A 21,496-nucleotide genomic window follows, 5' to 3' on the forward strand; every position below is an offset into this window, starting at 1 on the left:
TGACCGACGTCACCGCCTCAGCGGACGTCGTAGGCCAGGACGGCCACACCGTCGGCGCGGATGAGTTCCAGCCGGATCAGCTCGGCGTTGGTGAACCGGGTCGCGCCCGTGATCCGCAGGTCGTCGCCAGGCGCCGCACGCCACGAGCCAATCTGCTCCTGGGCGCCGTCCGGACCGTACGCCACCAGCCGGAAGGCGTGCGCCTTGCGGTAGCCGGTGTGCTCGTCGTACCCGCAGTGCATGGTCACCTCGGTGCCCCAGTCGGTGTGCCGGAGTCCGATCTCGGCATGCACCGGCACCGTACCGCTCACCGGCTCCATCGCGACCAGGCGCACCTGTGCCAGTGACGGCGTGCCCGGTTGCTCGCCGGGCAGCATCGTCGCCACGCCGAAGCCGACCAGCAGGGCGAACGCCGCCGCCGCGAGACCGGTCACCGCGTACCGCAGCCGGTTGGCCTGCCGCTCCCGGCGCCGGCGGTCCCGCGCGGCATTGAGCAGCTCGGGCACCCGGGGGTTCTCCGGCGGCGGGAGGAACTGCTCCAGGCTCGCCGGATCCAGCCGACCGAGCAGGCCGGGCAGCACGGCGATCTCGGACACCGACTGCTGGCAGTCGTGGCAGCCGACGAGGTGGCGTTCGTACGCCGCCCGGTCGGCGGGCGAGAGGGCACCCAGCACGTACGCGCCGTCGTCGAACGCGAAGTCGCAACGGCTCATCCGGTCACCCCCATCTCGGCCAGCACCAACCGTAGTGAGCGCAGCGCATAGTGGGTACGGGACTTCACGGTGCCCGGCGGCACCCCGAGCCGGGAGGCCGCCTCGGACACCGAACGGCCCTGGTAGAAGCACTCGACGAGGACGTCCCGGTGGGACGGGCTGAGCCGGTTGAGCGCCTCCGCCACGGTCCACGCCTCCACGGCGCGTTCCGTCTCGTCGACGACCTCGCTGGGCTCGGGCAGCTCGTCGGTGTAGACCTCGCCGACCCGGGTCGACCGTCGCCGCCAGGCGTCGATGGCGAGGTTGCGCGCAGTGGTGAACAGCCAGGCGCGGACCGAACCGCGCCGGGGGTCCAGTGACTCCGGGTGCCGCCAGGCCCGCAGCAGCGTCTCCTGAACCAGGTCCTCGGCGCGCTGCCGGTCGCCGTTGACCAGCCGCAACGCGTGCGCGTACAGCGCCTCGGCATGCTCGTCGTGCAGGGCGCGCAACAGGTGGGCGTCGTGGTCGCTGATGGTCCTCTCCTCGCTCTCGACCGAGCGGGCGCGGCGTTACGACGAGGGATACGTGCGGTCACGCCGATCGGTTCAGTGCCTGCTCGACCTGGGATTCCCGACGGCGGATTTCATCGCTGGTTCAACCCGGCCTCCACCTGGCCGGACGGCGACTACGCCAAACCGGGCGTAGTGGTGACCTGGCGGCTGGACGGCGGGCCGGTCGGTAGCTGACCCCGCCCCGGCGCCGCGCCGGCCGCTTTCCCGACGGCCCTCTTCCCACCGGGAAGGGGGCCGTCTCGCCGGGTCAACTCTCGGCGGGTCAGCTCTCGGCGGCTCGGTCGGCTCCGGTCAGTTCTCGGCGGCGAGGCAGTCGGCGATCGCGCGGGCGGTGGCGATCAGCTTCGTCCGGACCACCCGCGCGGAGGTCATCATCTCGCTGGCCGGCAGCGCGCAGGCGAGCACCGTACGCCGTTCCATGTCCTTGTCCGGGTTGACCAGGACGGCCGCGCAGGCCACGCCCTGCCGGAACTGGCCCAGTTCGAGCTGCATCCCGCGCCGTTCGCCGGCCGCGAGGTCGGCCTCGAACGCCTCCGGAGTGGTCAGGGTGGCGCTGGTGAACGGCCGCATGCCGTACTCCCGCAGGTAGCGGTGCCGCTGCTCGGCGGTAAGCGTGGCGAGCAGCGCCTTGCCGAGTGCGGTCGCGTGCGCCCCCTCGTCGAACCCGGGAACGAGATCCTCCAGGTACGGCGAGCGGTTTCCCTCCGCGACGGCGGTGACGGCGACCTGGCCGCCCACGAAACGACCGAGGTAGTGGCTCCACCCGGTCTCGACGGCCGCGCGACGCAGGTTCTCGCCCACGGCGGGCGAGCCCCGGAACGCGGCGACCAGCTCGCGGTAGCGGTCGGCCACCTCCAGCCCCACGATGTACGTGCCGTCCTCCCGGCGGATCACATAGCCCTCGTACGCGAGTGTGCGGACCAGGTGGTATGTCGTGGCCACGGTCAGCTCGCATCGCCGGGCGATCTGTTTCACCGTCAGCCCACGCGGGGCACGACCGACCGACTCGAGCACTCGAAGTGCGCGGGAGACGCTTCGGATCAGGTCCGAAGGTTCCGCCAGGGGGTCACGCACAACCACCTCCGCCACCGGGGACTTACACCATATGAAAAACCAGCCCGGCGCGAAATGCCTGATCGGGTGGAGGATCACCGTTCGCCGGATACCCGATGTGATGATTGCCGCACTTTCCGTTGCCGGAATGCGGCAGGCGTAGGTTGGCCCCACCATGACCCACACCGCCCCGTCCCGCGCCCCGGAGACCGCCACCCGACCCGTCCGGGCCGCCACCACCGCCGTGGCCGTCACCATCGCCTGTGTCCTGCCCGTCTTCCTGGTCGGCGGCCTCGCCGTGCAGATGCGCGACGAGTTGGGCTTCAACCCCGCCGGCCTGGGAATCGCCGTGGCGGTCTACTTCGGCGTCGGCGCCCTCGCCTCGGTCCCCTCCGGTGCGCTCGTGGAACGCTGGGGCGGCGGCGTGGTCACCCGTGCCGGCATCCTGATCTCCGCCGGCTCGATGCTCGCCGTGGCGACGCTGGCCCGCTCGTACCCGATGCTGCTCGTCCTGCTGGCCGTGGCCGGCACCGCGAACGCGCTGGGCCAGCTCTCCAGCAACCTGCTGCTGGCCCGGCACGTACCGGCTCGGCGGCAGGGCCTGTCGTTCGGCGTCAAGCAGGCGGCCATCCCGGTCTCCACCCTGCTGGCCGGAGCGGCGGTACCCACGCTCGCGCTCACCGTCGGCTGGCGCTGGGCGTTCGTGGCCGCCGCCGGTGCCGCACTGGCCACACTGCCGCTCGTACCGTCGGAAGGACCGCAACCGGTCCACCGGTCGAACCGCCCGGCCGGGAGCGCGACGGTGGGACTGGTCGTGGTCGGAGTCGCCGCGACGCTCGCGGCGGGCGCGGCCGGCGCGCTCGGCACCTTCCTGGTGGACGCCTCCGTGGACCGAGGTCTCGGTCCCGCCTTCGCCGGACTCATGCTGACCCTCGGCAGCGCGGTCTGCGTCGGCGCGCGGATCGGCATCGGCTGGCTGGCCGACCGCCGCTCCGGCGGGCACGTCACCGTGATCGCCGGCCTGCTGGCGGTCGGTGCGCTGGGGCTGGGCCTGCTCGCGGTGGCCGGCCCCGGGGCGCTCGTGGTGGGTGTCCTGCTCGGCTTCGGCCTGGGCTGGTCCTGGCCGGGACTGATGAACTTCGCCGTGGTCCGGCTGCATCCCCAGGCACCGGCCGCCGCCACCTCCATCACCCAGACCGGGGTGTACGCGGGCGGCTGTCTCGGCCCGCTGGCTCTGGGCCCACTCGCCGCCGCCACGGGTTACCCGGTGATGTGGCTCACCGCGGCCGCCGCCATGCTCACCGCCGCAGCCCTCATGCTCACCGCCACCCGGCTCCTGTCCGCCCGGCCCGCGTCAGCCTGACCCCAGGCGGCACGCGTCGGCCCGCGGTGGAACCTCCAGGCGGGATGGTCAGCTGGTGCGGTCGGCGATGTGGTCGCAGAGTGATTCCAGGGCCCGGCGGGCCGGTACGTCCGGCAGCGGCGCGAGTCGGGCGCGGGCGTCCTCGGCGTAACTGCGGACGGTCTCGCGGGCACGCTTGAGCGCGGGACTCTCCCGGAGCAGGCCGAGCGCCTCGGTGTGCAGGGCGTCGTCGGTCAGCGGGCCGGTGGCCAGGATCTCGCGCAGCCGGACCGAGGAGGCGTCCGCGTCGTCGGAGGCGAGAGCGTACAGCACCGGCAGGGTCGGCACCCCCTCCCGCAGGTCGGTGCCGGGCGTCTTGCCGGACTCCGCCGACTCGCTGGCGATGTCCAGCAGGTCGTCGGAGAGCTGGAAGGCGACACCGATGGTCTCGCCGTACCCGGCCAGCGCCGACACGTGCTCCGGGTCGGTGCCGCTGAACAGCGCACCGAAGTGGGCGCTGGTGGCGATCAACGAACCGGTCTTCTCGGCGATCACGTCCAGGTAGTGCCGCACCGGGTCGGCGTCGGCGCGAGGGCCGACCGTCTCGGCGATCTGGCCGTGCACCAGGCGGGCGAAGGTGCGCGCCTGGAGGCGTACCGCCTCGGGACCCAGCTCGGCGGCGACGTCTGCGGCCCGCGCGAAGAGGTAGTCACCCACCAGGATGGCCACCGAGTTGGTCCAGCGGGAGTTGGCGCTCGGCGCTCCCCGACGCACCGCGGCCTCGTCCATCACATCGTCGTGGTAGAGCGTGGCCAGGTGGGTCAACTCCACCACCACGGCGGCCGAGACGACCTCCGGCCGGGCCGGCTCGCCAAACTGTGCACCCAGGGCCACCAACAGTGGCCGGAAGCGCTTTCCGCCCGCCTCCACCAGGTGCCGGGCGGCCTCGGTCACGAACGGATCGGCGCTGGCCACGCTGGCCCGCAGCTCGACCTCGATGGTCTCCAGCAGGCCCCGCACGGATGCCTCGGTGTGTGGGTCGGCGAGATGCAGACCGAGCGGGCCGAACTGGCCCGCGTGCCGGCTCCGCCGGCCACCGGCGCCGGTGACACCTGAACGCTCGCCACCCCTAATCACCACTCCTCCACCATGCCACACGGGCTCTACCTGCAGCGGACCGGGGAGGCGCGGCGAGGGCCGGCCCACAACCCGTGGACCGGCCCCCGAAACGGAAGGTGACGTCGCTACCGGATGAAGTCCGCAGCGCCGGTGGCGAGGTCTAGCAGCGGCGCCGGGGCGACGCCGAGGACCAGGGTCGCGAGTACGCCGATCACCAGCGCCGCCGAGGTCATCGCACCCGGCACCGTGACGGTCGGGGTCGAGTCGCCCGGCTCGGAGAGCCACATCATCACCACGACCCGCAGGTACGGGAAGGCCAGCACCATGCTGGTCAGCACACCGGCGATCACCAGCCACACCTGACCACCGTCGAGCGCCGGAGCGAAGACGGCGAACTTGCTGGTGAAGCCGCTGGTCAGCGGGATACCCGCGAAGGCGAGCAGGATGAAGGTGAACACCGAGGCGTACCCCGACGAGCGGCGGCCCAGCCCGGCCCAGCGGGACAGGTGGGTGGCCTCCCCGTCGGCGTCCCGGACCAGGGTCACCACGGCGAACGCGGCGAGCACGGTAAAGCCGTACGCCACCAGGTAGAACATCGTGCCGGAGAGCCCCTCCTTGCCCGGGGCGAGCACACCGACCAGCAGGTAACCGGCGTTGGCAATGGAGGAGTACGCCAGCAGCCGCTTGATGTCGGTCTGGGTGACCGCCAGCACCGCGCCGACCAGCATGGTGAGCACCGCCACCGTGCCGAGGACCGGGGTGAAGTCCCACCGTGCCCCCTCGAAGGCGACGTGGAACACCCGCAGCAGGGCACCGAACGCGGCGACCTTCGTGCAGGCCGCCATGAAGCCGGTCACCGGGGTCGGCGCGCCCTGGTAGACGTCGGGCGTCCAGACGTGGAACGGCGCGGCGGCGGCCTTGAACAGCAGGCCGATGGCGACCAGCGCCATACCGGCGAAGAGCAGCACCGGGCTGGCCGTCGAGTTGGCCACGGCGGCGTGGAGGGTGGCGAAGTCCACGCCCGCCTGACGGTCGCCCAGACCGGCGCTGAAGCCGTAGAGCAGCGCCACACCGAACAGGAAGAACGCCGAGGCGTACGCGCCGAGCAGGAAGTACTTCATCGCCGCTTCCTGGCTCAGGATGCGGCGGCGACGGGCCAGCGCGCAGAGCAGGTAGAGCGGCAGCGAGAAGACCTCCAGCGCGATGAACATGGTCAGCAGGTCGTTCGCCGCCACGAAGATCAGCATGCCGCCGATGGCGAACGTGGTCAGCGGGTAGACCTCACCCGCGCCACCGGCCTTGGCCGCCTGCCGCCGGTCGTCCGGCGAGTCGGCGGTGATCGCGGCCTGGGCCACGAACGCGCCGCCCCGCTCCACCGCCCGCTCGCCCATCAGCAGCAGCGCCACGCCAGCCAGGGCCAGGATCGCACCCTGGAGGAACAGCGTGGGCCCGTCGATCGCGATCACCCCGATGGTGATCACCCGCTTGTCGGCGTTGAACACCACCATGGTCAACGCGGCGAGCACCGCCAGCAGGGCCAGCGGAAGCTGGACGGGGTGCCGCAGCCGACGCGGCACGAACGCCTCGACCAGCACCCCGAGCACCGCCGCGCCCATCATGATCAGGATCGGCGCGAGTGCCGCATAGTCGATCGGCGGCAGTACGAACTCGTTCACCGAGTCAACCTTTCGTTCGCGACTGCGCTGTCTTGTGCCCGCGACTGCGGGGCTCGCTCCGCTCTCTCCTCGCGCGGACGGCTGGAGTTCGCAAGCTCACTCCTCGCGCTCACCGAGCCACCTTCGTTCGCGACTGCGGGGCTCGCAAGCTCACTCCTCGCGCTCACCGAGCCACCTTCGTTCGCGACTGCGGGGCTCGCAAGCTCACTCCTCGCGCTCACCGGCTGGCCTCCTGGACGTTGCCTGCCGTCGGCGCCGGATCGGTCCGGCCGACGTCCTCCATGGTCGCCTGCACCGCGGGGTTGATCACGTCGGTGACCGGCTTCGGGTAGAAGCCGAGCAGCACGATCAGCACGATCAGCGGCGCGACCACGACCTTCTCGCGCAGGTTGAGGTCGCGCTTCATCGCGTCGATCTCGGTCAGCGCCGGATTGAGCGTGCCCTGCGTGGTGCGCTGCACCATCCACAGGACGTACGCCGCCGCCAGGATGATGCCGAGTGTGGCGATCACCGCGACCGGCTTGTTCACCGTGAAGGTGCCGATCAGCACCAGGAACTCGGAGACGAACGGTGCGGTGCCGGGCAGCGCCAGCGAGGCGAGACCGGCGAAGAACAGCACCCCGGCCAGTACCGGCACCAGCTTGCCGGCCCCACCGAAGTCACTGACCAGCGCCGAGCCCCGGCGCGCGACCAGCATGCCGACCACCAGGAAGAGCAGGCCGGTGGCGAGCCCGTGGTTCACCATGTACAGCACCGCCCCGGTGCCGGCCTGGGTGGTGAAGGCGAAGAGGCCCACGCCGATGAAACCGAAGTGCGCGATCGACGTGTACGACACCAGCCGCTTGAGGTCGTTCTGCCCCACCGCCAGCAGTGCGGCGTAGATGATGCCGATCACCGCGAGGCCCATCGCCCACGGCGCGAACCACTGGGCGGCGTCCGGGAACAGCGGCAGGCCGTACCGGATGATGCCGAAGGTGCCGACCTTGTCGAGCACCCCGACGAGCAGTGCGGCGGCACCGGCGGGGGCCGCGCCACCGGCGTCCGGCAGCCAGGTGTGGAAGGGGAAGAACGGTGCCTTGATCGCGAAGGCGATGAAGAACCCGAGGAAGAGCCAGCGCTCGGCGCCGGTGGAGATGTCCACCTGGGACAGCGCCACCCAGTCGAAGGTCTTGCCGCCGACCACCCACAGGCCGATCACTGCGGCCAGCATGAAGAGGCCACCGACCAGCGAGTAGAGGAAGAACTTGACCGCTGCGTACTGCCGCTGGTGACCGCCGTAGCTGCCGATGAGGAAGTACATCGGCACCAGCATGACCTCGAAGAACACATAGAACAGGAAGACGTCGGCGGCGGCGAAGACGCCGATCATCGTGCATTCGAGCACGAGCAGCAGCGCGAAGTAGACCGGCACCGACCGCTTCGACGACTCGGCGTCGTGCCAGGAGGCCAGGATCACCAGCGGCACCAGCACCGCGATCAGCATCAGCATGACCAGCGCGATGCCGTCGGCGGCGAAGGTGAAGTTCACGCCCCAGTTCGGGATCCACGGGTACGACTCGCGGAACTGGAACCGGTCGCCGTCCACCTGCCAGGTCACCCACATGACCACGGACAGCGCCAGCACCAGCAGCGACCAACCGAACGCGACCTGCTTGGCCAGCGTCGGCCGGCTGCGCGGCAGGAGGGCGACCACCACGGCGCCGACCAGCGGCGACACGGTGAGCACCGAGAGGAACGGGAAGTCGGACATTATGCGGCCTTACCTCCGTCGTCGATGCGCGGTCCGCCGACGACGGCCGCCTGAGAAGCTGTCGCCCGGGTGGGGTCGATCACGCGAACCACCCCGCCTGTACGGCCAGGAAGGCGGCCACGACCAGCAGCGCGCCGGTGAGGATCGAGGTGGCGTACGACCGGACGAAGCCGGTCTGCAGCCGCCGCAGTCGGCCCGAACCGCCGCCGACCCCGGCCGCCAGCCCGTTGACCAGCCCGTCGATGCCCCGGTTGTCGAGGTAGACCAGCGCCCGGGTGAGGAAGATGCCCGGCTTCTCGAAGACCGCCTCGTTCACCGCGTCGGTGTAGAGGTTCTTGCGGGCGGCGGTGACCAGCACACCGGCCGGCTGCGGCTCGTTCGTCGTCCCGTTTCGGAACAGGAACCAGGCCAGCGCGGCACCGAGCACGGTGACGCCCAGCGACAGCGCCACGATCGCCCAGTGCGGCAGCACCGCGTCGTGGTGCGCCTCGGCCGCGCCGAGACCGGCGGTGGCGGTCAGCCAGTCCGGTACGGAGGTGGCCAGCAGCCAACCCGCGCCGATCGAGCCGATGCCGAGCAGGATCAGCGGGATGGTCATCAGCGGCGGGGACTCGTGCGGGTGCTCGATGTCCGTGGTCCAGCGCTTGGGGCCGTGGAAGGTCAGCACGAACAGCCGCGTCATGTAGAAGGCGGTCAGCGCGGCACCGAGGACCCCGGCCCCGCCGAACAGCCAGGCCGTCCAGTCCTCCCGCGCGAAGGCGGCGGCGATGACCGGCTCCTTCGAGAAGTAGCCGGAGAACGGGAACATGCCGATGATGGCCAGCCAGCCCGCGCCGAAGGTGATCCAGGTGATCTTCATGTACTTCGACAGGCCGCCGAAGCGGCGGATGTCCACCTGGTCGGACATGCCGTGCATGACCGAGCCGGCGCCGAGGAACATGTTGGCCTTGAAGAAGCCGTGCGCCAGCAGGTGCACGATGGCCAGCGCGTACGCCGCGCCGCCCAGACCGACACCGAGGAACATGTAGCCGATCTGGCTCACCGTCGACCAGGCCAGCACCCGCTTGATGTCGTCCTTGGCGCAGCCGATGATCGCGCCGATCAGCAGAGTCAGCGCACCGACGCTGACCACCACCAGTTGCAGCGTGGCGTTGGCCGAGAAGATGATGTTGGACCGGGCGATCAGATAGACACCGGCGGTGACCATCGTCGCGGCGTGGATGAGCGCCGACACCGGGGTCGGACCCTCCATCGCGTCCGGCAACCACGCCTGGAGCGGGAACTGACCGGACTTGCCGGCCGCGCCGAGCAGCAGGAGCACGCCGATCACCAGCACCGTGCCGCCGGCCAGCGCGCCGACCCCGTTGAACACCTCGTCGTACTGGGTGGTGCCCAGGGTGGCGAACATGATGAAGATGGCGATGGCCAGACCGGCGTCGCCGACCCGGTTCATCAGGAACGCCTTCTTGCCGGCGGTGGCCGCGGCGGGCTTGGTATTCCAGAAGGAGATCAGCAGGTACGACGCCAGACCGACGCCCTCCCAGCCGAAGTAGAGCATCACGTAGTTGTTGCCGAGGACCAGCAGCAGCATGGCCGCGACGAACAGGTTGAAGTAGGCGAAGAACCGCCGACGACCCGGGTCGTGCGCCATGTACTCGACCGCGTACAGGTGGATAAGGAAGCCCACGCCGGTGATCAGCAGGACGAAGACCCCGGCCAGCGGGTCGAACAGCAGGCCGAAGTCGACGTTGAGGTTGCCGACCGCGATGAAGTCCCAGAGGCTCAGCTCCACCGACTTGTTCTCCAGCCCGCGCAGGTTGAAGAAGTAGGTCAGGCCGAGCAGGAAGGCGACACCCACGGCGGCCACACCGAGCCAGTGCCCCCACCGGTCGGCGCGCCGGCCGAGCAGCAGCAGGACCATCGCGCTGACCAGCGGGATCGCCACCAGCAGCCAGACGCTGCTCAGCAGCCCGTCGGCCGTCGCGTACGAGACGGTCTCGGCCGGAGCAGCCTGGGCGTACGTCACAATTTCGTCCACCGGTGGGCCCCTCTAGTACTTCAACAGGTTGGCGTCGTCGACGCTGGCGGAGCGCCGGGTGCGGAAGATCGCCATGATGATGGCCAACCCGACCACGACCTCGGCCGCCGCCACCACCATCACGAAGAACGCCATGATCTGGCCGTTCAGGTCACCGTTCATCCGGCTGAAGGTGACCAGCGCCAGGTTGGCCGCGTTGAGCATCAGCTCGACGCACATGAACAGCACGATCGCGTTGCGCCGGACCAGCACCCCGGCCGCGCCGATGGTGAACAGCACCGCAGCGAGGACGAGGTAGTAGTTCGGTTCGACGGAGAAGAAGTCGCTCACTTCTCAGTGCCCTTCAGGGTGGTCTCCTCGGCGGCCAGCTCACGCACCGGAAGGACGTCCGGCGTGCTCCGGTCACTCAGCCGGCCGTCCGGCAGACGTGCCGGGGTGGCCACCGACGAGGAGGTGGCGAAGACACCCGGGCCGGGCTTCGGGCCGGGGTAGTTGCCCGGCGCGAAGCGGGCCTTCATGGTGGCCACCTGGTCGCGCTTGTCCTCCTTGCGCCGCTCGATGTGCGCCAGGATCATGCCGCCGATGGTGGCGGTGATCAGCAGCGCGGCGGTGAGCTCGAAGGCGAAGATGTAGTCGGTGAAGAGCAACCGGGCGATGCCCTCCACGTTGCCGCCCGCGTTGGCCTCCTCCAGACCCACCGCGACGGTGCCCTGGGTGGCCCGGTAGACCCCGCTGCCGAGCAGGGCGGCGAAGCCGACGCCCAGCCCGACCGCGGCGATCCGCTGGCCCCGCAGCACCTCGATCAGCGAGTCGGAGGCGTCTCGCCCCACGAGCATCAGCACGAACAGGAAGAGCATCATGATCGCGCCGGTGTAGACGATGATCTGCACCATGCCGATGAACGGCCCGGCCTGGAGCACATAGAACACACCCAGGCTGAGCATGGTCAGCACCAGCCAGAGCGCCGAGTGCACCGCGTTGCGCGCCGCGACCATGCCGATCGCGCCGGCCAGCGCCAGCGGGGCGAGGATCCAGAAGGCCACCGCCTCGCCGCCGGAGACCGCACCCGCGGCGAGCACCGTCGACGTGGTCATGCCGTCTCTCCCTTGTCCGCCTCGGCCCGCTGGGCGGCCTGCTCGGCACCGGGGAAGGTGACGCCCGGGTGCTCGTCCAGCTGGTACCGCCCCGGCCCCATCGGCGAGCGCTCGGCGCCGGCCGAGGTGCCCGGGTTGGTCAGGCTGCCGACGTAGTAGTCCTTCTCGCTGTCGCCCAGACGCATCGGGTGCGGCGGCTGCTCCATCCCCGGCAGCAGCGGCGCGAGCAGCTGCTCCTTGGTGAAGATCAGGTCCTGCCGGTTGTCCCGGGCCAGCTCGTACTCGTTGCTCATGGTCAACGAGCGGGTCGGGCACGCCTCGATGCACAGCCCGCAGAAGATGCAGCGGGCGTAGTTGATCTGGTAGTTGCTGGCGTACCGCTCACCCGGCGAAAAGCGCTGCTCGTCGGTGTTGTCGCCACCCTCGACGTAGATCGCGTCCGCCGGGCAGGCCCAGGCGCACAACTCACAGCCGATGCACTTCTCCAGGCCGTCCGGATGCCGATTGAGGATGTGCCGGCCGTGGTAGCGCGGCGCCGGCTTCGGCGGGGAGAAGGGGTAGTCGGTGGTGACGACCTTCTTGAACATGTGCGAGAAGGTGACCCCGAAGCCCTTGAACGTTCCGGTGATCGCGCCCACGTCACACCTCCTCAGAGTCCTGGCCGGCGGGAACGTTGGCCGGCTCCCGCTCGGCGACCATGCGCCGGGTACGCGGGCTCGGGGGTACCTGCAGATCCATTGGCGGCAGCGGGAAGCTGCCCTGCGGCCGGTTCTCGACCTGCTCGGCGACGGTCGCCTTCGGCTGCGGCTTACGGCTCGGCCAGAACATCGCGGCCAGCAGCACGATCCCGGCCGGGATGCCGATGGCCCACAGGCGACCCGTGGTGTCCCAGTCGCCGATGGTGCGGTACCAGCCCAGGACCACGATCCAGACCAGGCTGATCGGGATCAGCACCTTCCAGCCGAGTCGCATGAGCTGGTCGTAACGCAGCCGGGGCAGCGTGCCGCGCAGCCAGACGAAGACGAACACCAGCAGGATGACCTTGCCGAAGAACCAGAGCAGCGGCCACCAACCGGAGTTGGCGCCCGACCACAGGCTGATCGGCCACGGTGCGTACCAGCCGCCCAGGAAGAGGGTGACGGTGAAGGCCGACATGGTCACCATCGCCACGTACTCGCTGAGCATGATCAGCGCGAACTTCAGCGAGCTGTACTCGGTCATGAAGCCGGCCACCAGCTCCGACTCCGCCTCCGGCAGGTCGAACGGCGGCCGGTTCGTCTCACCGACGATGGAGATGAAGAAGACGATGAAGCTCGGGAACAGCAGCAGCGCGTACCAGCCGGGCGCCGGGACGTCGAAGCCGAAGAGGTTCACCTGCGTGCCGTTGCCCTGCGCGGCCACGATCTCCGAGGTGGACATCGTGCCGGCGAGCATGAACACCGCCACGATGGACAACCCCAGCGACACCTCGTACGAGATGAGCTGGGCGGTGGAGCGCAGACCACCGAGCAGCGGGTACGTCGAGCCGGAGGCCCAGCCCGCGAGCACGATGCCGTAGACCGCCAGCGAGGACAGGGCGAGCACCACCAGCACCGCCACCGGCACGTCGGTGACCTGCAACGGCGTCTGGTGGCCGAAGATGCTCACCATGGGGCCGAAGGGGATCACCGACAGCGCGGTGACCGCGCAGATCACCGAGATGGCCGGCGCGAAGAAGTAGATGACCTTGTCCGCCGACTTGGGGAGAATGTCCTCCTTGAAGGCCATCTTCAGACCGTCGGCGAGCGTCTGCAGCAGACCGAACGGGCCGAGCTGGTTCGGACCTGGCCGCACCGCCATCCGGCCCACCACTCGCCGCTCGAACCAGACGCCCAGCAGCGTGCCGAGCAGGGCGACGAGGAAGGCAAAGACGATCTTGCCGAGGACCAGCCACCACGGGTCGTGGCCGAAGTCGGTCAGCGACGGCGCCTGGGCGTGGAGCGAGTGACTCACTGGGCCCACCTTTCGTTCCCGACTGCGGGGCTCACTGGTTACCCCCGGCGGAGTTGAGCAGCGGGCCCGAACGGCCGGCCGCGTCGGCGGCGACCGGCTCGGCCGTACCGGGGGCGGAGAGCCGGACCACCGAACCGGAGGTCGCGCCCAGGCTGCGCCGTACCGTCGAGCCGGGCGAGTTGGTGGGCAGCCAGACCACGCCGTCCGGCATCTCGGTGATCGCCGCCGGCAGAGTCAGTGCCCCCCGGTCGGTACCCACCGTCACCGGGTCGCCGTCGGCGATGCCGAGCGCCTCCGCGCTGCCCTTGCCCAGCCGGACCACCGGCGGACGGGCGGTGCCGCCCAGGTGCTCGTCACCGTCGATGAGGCTGCCCAGGTCAAGCAGTTGGTGCCAGGTCGCCAGGACCGCCTCGCCGGGCGCGAGCTGCCGGTCGGCGCCCGGCTCGACGCTCGGCGCGGTCGGCCGCGGCACCCGGGTCGCCGGCAGGCCGCCCAGCTCACGCCGCACGGAGAGCACGTCACCGGTGCCCAGCCGCACGTCCAGCTGGGCGGCGAGCGCGTCGAGCACCCGACCGTCGGTCATCGCGGCGGTGTTCAGGACCGCGTCGAACGGACGCAGCCGGCCCTCCCAGTCCAGGAAGCTGCCGGCCTTCTCGACCACCGGGGCGACCGGCAGGACCACGTTCGCCCGCCGGGTCACCGCGCTGGCCCGCAGCTCCAGGCTGACCAGGAACGGCACCGCGTCGAGGGCCTGCTCGGCCAGGCGCGGGTCGGCCAGGTCGGCCGGGTCGACGCCGGCCACCACCAGCGCGCCGATCCGGCCTTCGGCGGCGGCGGCGAGGATGCCGTCGGTGTCCCGCCCGGCCTGGCTCGGGATCACCCCGGCCGGGATGTCCCACGCCTCGCCCACCTCGGCCCGCGCCGTCGGTTCGGTGACCAGCCGGCCACCGGGCAGCAGGTTGGGCAGGCAGCCGGTGTCGACGGCACCCCGGTCACCGGCGCGTCGCGGCACCCAGGCCAGCTTCGCGCCGGTACGCGCGGCCACCTCGGCGGCGGCGGAGAGACCACCGGGCACCGAGGCCAGCCGCTCGCCGACGATCAGGATCGCACCCGGAGCGCTCAGCGCCTCGGCGACCGTGGCGTGCTCGGCGAGCACCCCGGCCTCCTCACCCGGCACCACTCGGGCCAGCTTGGCACCGAGCTTCTCCAGACCACGGGTGGCGAACGGCGCGATCGCGTACACCTTGAGCCTGTTCTTCAGGTACGCCTTGCGCATCCGCAGGAAGAGGATCGGGCACTCCTCCTCCGGCTCCAGGCCGACCAGCACCACGGCGGGGGCGTTCTCGACGTCGGTGTAGGTGACGTCGGTGCTGCCGGCGACGTTGCTGGCCAGGAAGTCGGCCTCCTCACGGGAGGCCGGGCGGGCGCGGAAGTCGATGTCGTTGGTGTGCAGCGCGATCCGGGCGAACTTCGCGTACGCGTAGGCGTCCTCGACGGTCAGCCGGCCGCCGGTGAGCACCGCCGAACCCTGGCCGCCGTCCCGAGCGGCGCGCAGCCCCTCGGCGGCGACGCTGAGCGCCTCGCTCCAGGACGCCTCGCGCAGCTCACCAGTGCGCTCGTCGCGGACCAGCGGAGTGGTCAGCCGGTCGGTGGCACGGGCGTACTGGAAGCCCCACCGGCCCTTGTCGCAGTTCCACTCCTCGTTGACCTGCGGGTCGTCGCCGGCCAGCCGGCGCATCACCTTGCCGCGACGCCAGTCGGTGCGCTGGGCGCAGCCGGCCGAGCAGTGCTCGCAGACGCTCGGGCTGGAGACCAGGTCGAACGGGCGGGCGCGGAAACGGTACTGGGTGCCGGTCAGCGCGCCCACCGGGCAGATCTGCACGGTGTTGCCGGAGAAGTACGAGTTGAACGGGACATCACCGGCGTCGCCTTCCTCGCCGTACTCCTCGTCCCGGTAAATGTTGATTTCCTCGGCGGACGACCGGTTCATCAGGTCGATGAACTTGTCGCCGGCGATCTCCTCGGTGAACCGGGTGCAGCGCTGGCAGAGCACGCAGCGCTCGCGGTCGAGCAGCACCTGGGTGCTGATCGGCAGCGGCTTCGGGTACTCCCGCTTGTGCTCGTGGAACCGCGAGTCGGTGCGGCCGGTCGACATCGCCTGGTTCTGCAGCGGGCACTCACCGCCCTTGTCGCACATCGGGCAGTCGAGAGGGTGGTTGACCAGGAGCAGCTCCATGATCCCCTCCTGCGCCTTCTTGGCGACCGGAGAGCTGAGCTGGGTACGGACGACCATGCCCTCGGCCACCGTCTGGGTACAGGAGGCGACCGGCTTACGCTGCCCCTCCACCTCGACCAGGCACTGGCGGCAGGCACCGGCCGGCGCCAGCAGCGGGTGGTCACAGAAGCGGGGGATCTCCGTGCCGATCTGCTCGGCGACACGGATCAGCAGCGCCCCCTTCGGGGCGGTGACCTCGACGCCATCGATGGTCAGCGTGACCGTCTCGGTCGACTTGGCAACGTCCGTCACTGTGCTCGCCTTTCGCTCGCGGCTGCGGGGCTCGCTCCGCTCACTCCTCGCACTCGCATCAGTGGGCTCCCACCAACTGCTTGTCGGACAACTTCGGCGCGGTCCGTCCCTCGATGTAGTCGAGGTAGTCCTGCTTGAAGTACTTCAGGGACGAGGTCACCGGGCTGGTGGCGCCGTCACCCAGACCGCAGAACGAGCGGCCGAGGATGTTGTCGCAGGTGTCGAGCAGGGTGTCCAGGTCGTCGTGGGTGCCCTGGCCGGCCAGGATGCGCCGGTAGACCCGGACCATCCAGTAGTTGCCCTCCCGGCACGGGGTGCACTTGCCGCACGACTCGTGGTGATAGAACTCCAGCCAGCGGTAGGTCGCGTAGACCGGGCAGTCCTGGTCGGAGAAGATCTGCGTGGCCGTGGTGCCGAGGATCGATCCGGCGCCGGCCACCCCCTCGAAGTCCAGCGGCACGTCCAGGTGCTCGGCGGTGAGCAGCGGGGTGGACGAGCCGCCCGGCGTCCAGAACTTCAGGTTGTGCCCGGGCTGCATCCCACCGGCCAACTCCAGCAGTTCGCGCAGGGTGATGCCCATCGAGCACTCGAACTGGCCGGGGTTGGCGATCCGGCCGGAGAGCGAATAGATCATCGGCCCGGAGGACTTCTCCGTGCCCATGGTCTTCCACCACTCGGCACCACCGAGCACGATGTACGGCACGCTTGCGATGGTGCCGACGTTGTTGACCACGGTGGGGCTGGCGTACAGGCCGTGGGTCGCCGGGAACGGCGGGCGCAGCCGGGGCTGGCCCCGGAAGCCCTCCAGCGAGTCCAGCAGCGCCGTCTCCTCGCCGCAGATGTATGCCCCGGCGCCCGAGTGCACCACCAGGTCCAGGTCGAAGCCGGAGCCGAGGATGTCGCGCCCGAGGTAGCCCTTGGCGTACGCCTCGTTCACCGCGTTGCGCAGCCGACGCGCCGCGTGCACGGCCTCGCCCCGGATGTAGATGTAGGCCCGGCTGGCCCGGATCGCGTACGACGCGATGATCACGCCCTCGACCAGCGAGTGCGGGTCGTGCGTCATCAGCGGCAGGTCCTTGCAGGTGCCCGGCTCGCCCTCGTCGGCATTGACCACGAGGTAGTGCGGCTTGCCGTCGCCCTGCGGGATGAAGCCCCACTTGAGCCCGGTCGGGAAGCCGGCACCGCCGCGACCGCGCAGCCCGGAGTCCTTGATGAGCTGGATCAGGTCGTCCGGGTGCGCCTTGACCGCCTTGCGCAGCGCGGCGTACCCGTCGAGCTTCTCGTAGGTGCCGATCCGCCAGGCGTCCGGCGACAGCCAGCGCTTGGTGAGCACCGGCGTCAGCTTGGCCAGGATCTCCGGCCGAGGCGTGGTCACTTCTGAGCCCCCTTGTCGTTCGCGGAGCCCTGGCCACCGCCGGACGACTCCGCCTCGCTGAGGTTGCGCTCCTGAGCCTCGGCGTCGTCGCCGGCAGGCTTGGCGTCACCGGCGGGCCGGTTGGCCGCCGCCCCGGCGGCCTCCGCCGCCCGGGCATCGCTCGACGTGGGCGCCGCCCCGTCCACCGGCACCTTGGTGCCGGGAGCGTCCGGCACGGCCGTCTTGGCGTCCGGCTGCCGGGTCTCGGCGGTACGCACCTGCGGCGACTTACGGTCCGGCGCGGGTACGTCGGGAGCCGTGGTGCCGGTCGGCGCGAACTTGGCCGGGGTGGCCGGGGCCGGCTTGTCACCGGCCTTGCCGCTGCGGATCGGGGTGTTCGGGTCGAAGCCCGGCACCGAGATGCCGTGCTGCTCGGCCAGCCGCAGACCGCGCAGGCTCGGCTCACCCGGCACGCCGTCGGCGACCGCACCCTCACGCTCGTCGGCGAAGCCGGCCAGTTGCACCGACATCTCCTTGAGCGTGCAGAGGCGGGCACCCCGGCTCGGGGTGGGCCGCCCACCGGCGCGCAGCTCGTCGACCAGACCGACCGCGCGCTGCGGGTCGACGCCGTCGAAGAAGTCGTAGTTGACCGTCATCACCGGGCCGTAGTCACAGGCGGCCAGGCACTCGGCGTGTTCGAGGGTGATCGTGCCGTCCTCGGTGGTCTCGTCGTGCCCGACACCCAGGTGCTCGGTGAGGGCGTCGTAGACCTCCTGGCCACCGAGGACGTTGCACATGGTGTTGGTGCAGACGCTGACCAGCCAGTCACCGGTGGGCCGGCGCTTGTACATGGTGTAGAAGCTGGCCACGGCACCGACCTGAGCCTTGTTCAGGCCGAGCACCTCGGCGCAGAACGCCACCCCGGCCGGGGAGACGTACCCCTCCTCGGACTGCACCAGGTGCAGCAGCGGCAGCAGCGCCGAGCGGGACCGGTCGGCCGGGTAACGGGCGATGATCTCCCGCGCCCGAGCCCGCGTCTGGTCCGTGAAAACAGTCGTGCTCACCGGTCACAACCTCCCATGACGGGGTCCAGCGAGGCGCCGCCGGCGATCACGTCGGCGATCAGGCCACCCTCGGCCATCGCCGGCAGGGCCTGGAGGTTGACGAAGCTCGGCTCCCGGTAGTGCACCCGGTACGGCCGGGTGCCACCGTCGGAGACCGCATGCACACCCAGCTCGCCGCGCGGCGACTCGATGCCGACGTACACCTGGCCCGGCGGCACCCGGAAGCCCTCCGTCACCAACTTGAAGTGGTGGATCAGGGACTCCATCGACTGGCCCATGATCTTGGCGACGTGCTCCAGGGAATTGCCCATGCCGTCGACGCCGATGGCGAGCTGCGCCGGCCACGCGATCTTCTTGTCGGCCACCATCACCGGACCGGGCTTGAGTCGGTCCAGCGCCTGCTCGACGAGCTTGAGCGACTCGCGCATCTCGGCCATCCGGACCAGGTACCGGCCCCAGACGTCGCCGTCGGGGTGCGTCGGCACGTCGAACTCGTAGTCCTCGTAGCCGCAGTACGGCATGGTCTTGCGCAGGTCCCAGGCCAGCCCGGCGGAGCGCAGCACCGGCCCGGTCACGCCGAGCGCGACACAGCCGGTCACGTCGAGCACCGCGACGTTCTGCGTCCGCTCCAGCCAGATCGGCTGCCCGGAGAGCAGGTCCTCGTACTCCTTGAGCCGCTTCGGCAGGAGCTTGAGGAAGTCCCGGATCTTGACAATCGCCTCGTCCGGCACGTCCTGGGCGACACCGCCCGGCCGGACGTACGCGTGGTTCATCCGCAGGCCGGTGATCAGCTCGAAGATCTCCAGGATGTACTCGCGCTCCCGGAAGCCGTAGAGCATCATGTTGATCGCGCCAAGTTCCATCGCCGTGGTGGCGACCCAGACCAGGTGCGAGGAGATCCGGTTCAGCTCCATCATGAGCACCCGGATGGTGGTGGCCCGCTCGGTCACGTCGTCGGTGATGCCGAGCAGCTTCTCCACCGCGAGCGAGTACGCCGTCTCGTTGAAGATCGGCGAGAGGTAGTCCATCCGGGTCACGAAGGTCGAGCCCTGGACCCAGTTGCGGTATTCGAGGTTCTTCTCGATGCCGGTGTGCAGGTAGCCGACGACGGAGCGGGCCTCCCGGACCGTCTCGCCCTCCAGCTCCAGGACCAGCCGCAGCACCCCGTGCGTGGACGGGTGCTGCGGGCCCATGTTGACGACGATCCGACCCTCGTTGATCGGGTCGACTCCCGAGACGAGATCGTCCCAGTCCCCGCCCGTGACGGTGAAGACCCGACCTTCGGTGGTCTCGCGCTCGGTGGCGTAGTTGGACGCGCTCACAGTGCCGACCTTTCGTTCGCGACTGCGGGGCTCCGCTTCGCTGCACTCCTCGCGTTCACTGGTACGACCTCCGCTTGTCGGGCGGCGGGATCTCGGCGCCCTTGTACTCCACGGGCACGCCGCCGAGAGGGTAGTCCTTCCGCTGCGGGTAGCCCTCCCAGTCGTCCGGCATGAGGATCCGGGTCAACGCCGGGTGGCCGTCGAAGACGACGCCGAACATGTCGTACGCCTCCCGCTCCTGCCAGTCGGCGGTCGGGTAGACCGAGGTGACGCTGGGCAGGTGCGGAGCCTCGACGGAGACCGCGGCCTCCAGCCGGATCTGGCGGCGGTAGGTCATCGAGGTGAGCTGGTAGACCACGTGCAGCCGGCGCTCGTCGGCACCCAGGTAGTCCACGCCGGAGAGCGAGGACAACAGCTCGAAGCGCAGCCCCGCGTCGTCCCGCATCACCTGGCACACCTCGGCGATCCGCTCGGGGCGGATGTGCAGGGTCAGCTCACCCCGGTCGACCACCACGTTCTCGATCGCCTCGCCGAAGGCTGGGTACGCCTCCTCCAGCGCGTCGTACACCTCGTCGAAGTAGCCGCCGAACGGCCGGGGCGAGTCCGCGAGCTGCGGGCGCGGGCGGACCAGGCCGCCGAAGCCGGAGACGTCGCCGGTGCCCTGGTTGCCGAACATGCCCCGGCCGGCGGGCGCGGCCGGCGGGAACTCGGCGGGCGCACCGCTGGTCGACCCGGCCGGCGTCACCGGAACCGGTACGCCGCCGCCCTCGGCTCGCTTGTCGTCAGTCACTTGATCCCCCCGTACGGGTGGAGGTGGTTCTGGGCCTTCATCCAGTTCTCGATCCGCAACTGCTCCTCGCGGCCCTCGCGGACGGCCTTCGTCCACTCGGCGCGGCGGGCCTTGTCGTTGCGGTACGACGACGGCATCGAGCCGTACGGCACCACCGGCACGTCACCGCGCGCCTCGCGGGCCGCCAGCATCTTGCGGCCGTTCGGGCCGAGCGGCTCGTGGCCGATCTTCTCGCGCAGCTTGAGGATCGCGTCGATGAGCATCTCCGGCCGGGGCGGGCAGCCCGGCAGGTACATGTCGACCGGCACGACGTGGTCGACGCCCTGCACGATGGCGTAGTTGTTGAACATGCCGCCGCTGCTGGCGCAGACACCCATGGAGAGCACCCAGCGGGGCTCGGCCATCTGGTCGTAGATCTGGCGCAGCACCGGGGCCATCTTCTGGCTCACCCGGCCGGCGACGATCATCAGGTCGGCCTGCCGGGGCGAGGCCCGGAAGACCTCCATGCCCCACCGGCCCATGTCGTAGTGCGGACCGCCAGCGGCCATCATCTCGATCGCGCAGCAGGCCAGGCCGAAGGTGGCACCCCAGACCGACGACTTGCGCGACCAGTTGACCAGCTTCTCCACCGAGGTGAGCAGGACGCCGGCGGGAAGTTTCTCCTCGATACCCATTGCCGTTCCTCCCTCAGTCCCAGTCCAGACCGCCGCGCCGCCACTCGTAGGCGTACGCGACGAAGACCGCACCGATGAAAATCAACATGGCGACGAATCCGAACACCGGCAGCATGTCGAAGGAGACAGCCCACGGGTAAAGGAAGATCATTTCCACGTCGAAGACGATGAAGAGCATCGCCGTCAGATAGAACTTGACCGGGAACCGGCTGCCGCCGATCGGCTGCGGGCTGGGCTCGATCCCACACTCGTAGGCTTCGAGCTTGGCCTTGTTGTAGCGCCGGGGACCGGCGAACCTGGCAGCCCCTATGGAGAACAGCGCGAAGGCCGCGGCGAGGGCGAACAGCCCAATGATGGGTACGTAAGGCGAGAGCGACATCTTCTTCTCCTGCTCGTCCTTCCCTGCCCTCGTTCGTTGGCGAAATTCACACTATTCA

20 protein-coding genes are annotated in these 21,496 nt (G+C 70.2%); 2 read left to right on the plus strand and 18 right to left on the minus strand.

Annotated features, from left to right (window positions below; translation table 11 throughout):
* Positions 1–17 precede the first annotated feature (17 nt).
* Both ID554_RS11040 and ID554_RS11045 read right to left on the minus strand, forming a co-directional pair.
* On the minus strand, positions 18–713 hold the full coding sequence (locus ID554_RS11040; RefSeq protein ID WP_117229670.1) for an anti-sigma factor family protein: 696 nt from the start codon (positions 711–713) through the stop codon (positions 18–20).
* A complete protein-coding gene (locus ID554_RS11045) occupies positions 710–1,204 on the minus strand; it encodes a sigma-70 family RNA polymerase sigma factor (RefSeq protein ID WP_233527450.1) in 495 nt (164 codons plus the stop codon). Before ID554_RS11045 ends, ID554_RS11040 begins: the two co-directional genes overlap by 4 nt.
* A gap of 96 nt (positions 1,205–1,300) precedes the next feature.
* On the opposite strand from ID554_RS11045, the gene ID554_RS11050 reads away from it, so the two are divergent.
* Entirely contained in the window at positions 1,301–1,438 is a 138-nt protein-coding gene (locus ID554_RS11050; RefSeq protein ID WP_158573793.1) for a hypothetical protein, read from the plus strand.
* 117 nt (positions 1,439–1,555) lie between these two features.
* On the opposite strand, the gene ID554_RS11055 is transcribed toward ID554_RS11050, so the two are convergent.
* Positions 1,556–2,338, minus strand: coding sequence for an IclR family transcriptional regulator (locus ID554_RS11055; RefSeq protein ID WP_117229707.1), 783 nt, complete (start codon positions 2,336–2,338; stop codon positions 1,556–1,558).
* A 154-nt stretch (positions 2,339–2,492) separates the two neighbouring features.
* Here ID554_RS11055 and ID554_RS11060 point away from each other — a divergent pair, with 154 nt between their 5' ends.
* Positions 2,493–3,680: an MFS transporter gene (locus ID554_RS11060; protein WP_117229668.1), complete on the plus strand. Its 1,188-nt coding sequence runs from the start codon at positions 2,493–2,495 to the stop codon at positions 3,678–3,680.
* 48 nt (positions 3,681–3,728) lie between these two features.
* On the opposite strand, the gene ID554_RS11065 is transcribed toward ID554_RS11060, so the two are convergent.
* From ID554_RS11065 to ID554_RS11135, 15 genes are all read right to left on the minus strand, one after another.
* Positions 3,729–4,799 carry a polyprenyl synthetase family protein gene (locus tag ID554_RS11065; protein WP_117229667.1) on the minus strand — a complete coding sequence of 357 codons (1,071 nt, stop codon included), beginning with the start codon at positions 4,797–4,799 and terminating at the stop codon, positions 3,729–3,731.
* A gap of 104 nt (positions 4,800–4,903) precedes the next feature.
* Entirely contained in the window at positions 4,904–6,454 is a 1,551-nt protein-coding gene (nuoN, locus tag ID554_RS11070; RefSeq protein ID WP_117229666.1) for an NADH-quinone oxidoreductase subunit NuoN, read from the minus strand.
* Between the two features lie 217 nt (positions 6,455–6,671).
* Entirely contained in the window at positions 6,672–8,204 is a 1,533-nt protein-coding gene (locus tag ID554_RS11075; RefSeq protein ID WP_117229664.1) for an NADH-quinone oxidoreductase subunit M, read from the minus strand.
* A 79-nt stretch (positions 8,205–8,283) separates the two neighbouring features.
* Entirely contained in the window at positions 8,284–10,242 is a 1,959-nt protein-coding gene (gene nuoL, locus ID554_RS11080; RefSeq protein WP_117229663.1) for an NADH-quinone oxidoreductase subunit L, read from the minus strand.
* A 12-nt stretch (positions 10,243–10,254) separates the two neighbouring features.
* A complete protein-coding gene (gene nuoK, locus ID554_RS11085) occupies positions 10,255–10,572 on the minus strand; it encodes an NADH-quinone oxidoreductase subunit NuoK (protein WP_013731028.1) in 318 nt (105 codons plus the stop codon).
* Positions 10,569–11,336, minus strand: a complete 768-nt coding sequence (locus tag ID554_RS11090; protein ID WP_117229662.1) for an NADH-quinone oxidoreductase subunit J — start codon at positions 11,334–11,336, stop codon at positions 10,569–10,571. Before ID554_RS11090 ends, nuoK begins: the two co-directional genes overlap by 4 nt.
* Entirely contained in the window at positions 11,333–11,974 is a 642-nt protein-coding gene (gene nuoI / locus ID554_RS11095) for an NADH-quinone oxidoreductase subunit NuoI (protein ID WP_117229661.1), read from the minus strand. Before nuoI ends, ID554_RS11090 begins: the two co-directional genes overlap by 4 nt.
* A gap of 1 nt (position 11,975) precedes the next feature.
* Entirely contained in the window at positions 11,976–13,328 is a 1,353-nt protein-coding gene (nuoH, locus tag ID554_RS11100; RefSeq protein ID WP_117229660.1) for an NADH-quinone oxidoreductase subunit NuoH, read from the minus strand.
* Positions 13,329–13,359: 31 nt separating this feature from the next.
* Positions 13,360–15,855 (minus strand): NADH-quinone oxidoreductase subunit G, encoded by a 2,496-nt coding sequence (locus ID554_RS11105; protein WP_117229659.1) that lies wholly within the window; start codon positions 15,853–15,855, stop codon positions 13,360–13,362.
* A gap of 58 nt (positions 15,856–15,913) precedes the next feature.
* Positions 15,914–17,230, minus strand: coding sequence for an NADH-quinone oxidoreductase subunit NuoF (gene nuoF, locus ID554_RS11110; RefSeq protein ID WP_117229658.1), 1,317 nt, complete (start codon positions 17,228–17,230; stop codon positions 15,914–15,916).
* Positions 17,227–18,273 (minus strand): NADH-quinone oxidoreductase subunit NuoE, encoded by a 1,047-nt coding sequence (nuoE, locus tag ID554_RS11115; RefSeq protein ID WP_117229657.1) that lies wholly within the window; start codon positions 18,271–18,273, stop codon positions 17,227–17,229. The genes nuoF and nuoE overlap by 4 nt, the downstream gene beginning before the upstream one ends.
* The gene (locus ID554_RS11120; RefSeq protein ID WP_117229656.1) at positions 18,270–19,595 is read right to left on the minus strand and encodes an NADH-quinone oxidoreductase subunit D; all 1,326 of its coding nucleotides are present in this window, start codon (positions 19,593–19,595) and stop codon (positions 18,270–18,272) included. The genes nuoE and ID554_RS11120 overlap by 4 nt, the downstream gene beginning before the upstream one ends.
* Positions 19,596–19,650: 55 nt before the next feature.
* Entirely contained in the window at positions 19,651–20,385 is a 735-nt protein-coding gene (locus ID554_RS11125; protein WP_117229655.1) for an NADH-quinone oxidoreductase subunit C, read from the minus strand.
* Entirely contained in the window at positions 20,382–21,059 is a 678-nt protein-coding gene (locus ID554_RS11130; protein ID WP_117229654.1) for a NuoB/complex I 20 kDa subunit family protein, read from the minus strand. Before ID554_RS11130 ends, ID554_RS11125 begins: the two co-directional genes overlap by 4 nt.
* A gap of 13 nt (positions 21,060–21,072) precedes the next feature.
* Positions 21,073–21,438 (minus strand): NADH-quinone oxidoreductase subunit A, encoded by a 366-nt coding sequence (locus ID554_RS11135; protein WP_117229653.1) that lies wholly within the window; start codon positions 21,436–21,438, stop codon positions 21,073–21,075.
* Positions 21,439–21,496 lie beyond the last annotated feature (58 nt).

This window comes from Micromonospora craniellae (assembly GCF_014764405.1).
Taxonomy (GTDB): Bacteria; Actinomycetota; Actinomycetes; order Mycobacteriales; family Micromonosporaceae; genus Micromonospora; species Micromonospora craniellae.

Excerpts from the sequence above, each read along its gene's own strand:
- ID554_RS11060 (WP_117229668.1), top strand. The coding sequence starts at position 2,493 with ATGACCCACACCGCCCCGTCCCGCGCCCCGGAGACCGCCACCCGACCC.
- ID554_RS11090 (WP_117229662.1), bottom strand. The coding sequence starts at position 11,336 with ATGACCACGTCGACGGTGCTCGCCGCGGGTGCGGTCTCCGGCGGCGAG.
- ID554_RS11130 (WP_117229654.1), bottom strand. The coding sequence starts at position 21,059 with ATGGGTATCGAGGAGAAACTTCCCGCCGGCGTCCTGCTCACCTCGGTG.
- ID554_RS11075 (WP_117229664.1), bottom strand. The coding sequence starts at position 8,204 with ATGTCCGACTTCCCGTTCCTCTCGGTGCTCACCGTGTCGCCGCTGGTC.
- ID554_RS11135 (WP_117229653.1), bottom strand. The coding sequence starts at position 21,438 with ATGTCGCTCTCGCCTTACGTACCCATCATTGGGCTGTTCGCCCTCGCC.
- ID554_RS11040 (WP_117229670.1), bottom strand. The coding sequence starts at position 713 with ATGAGCCGTTGCGACTTCGCGTTCGACGACGGCGCGTACGTGCTGGGT.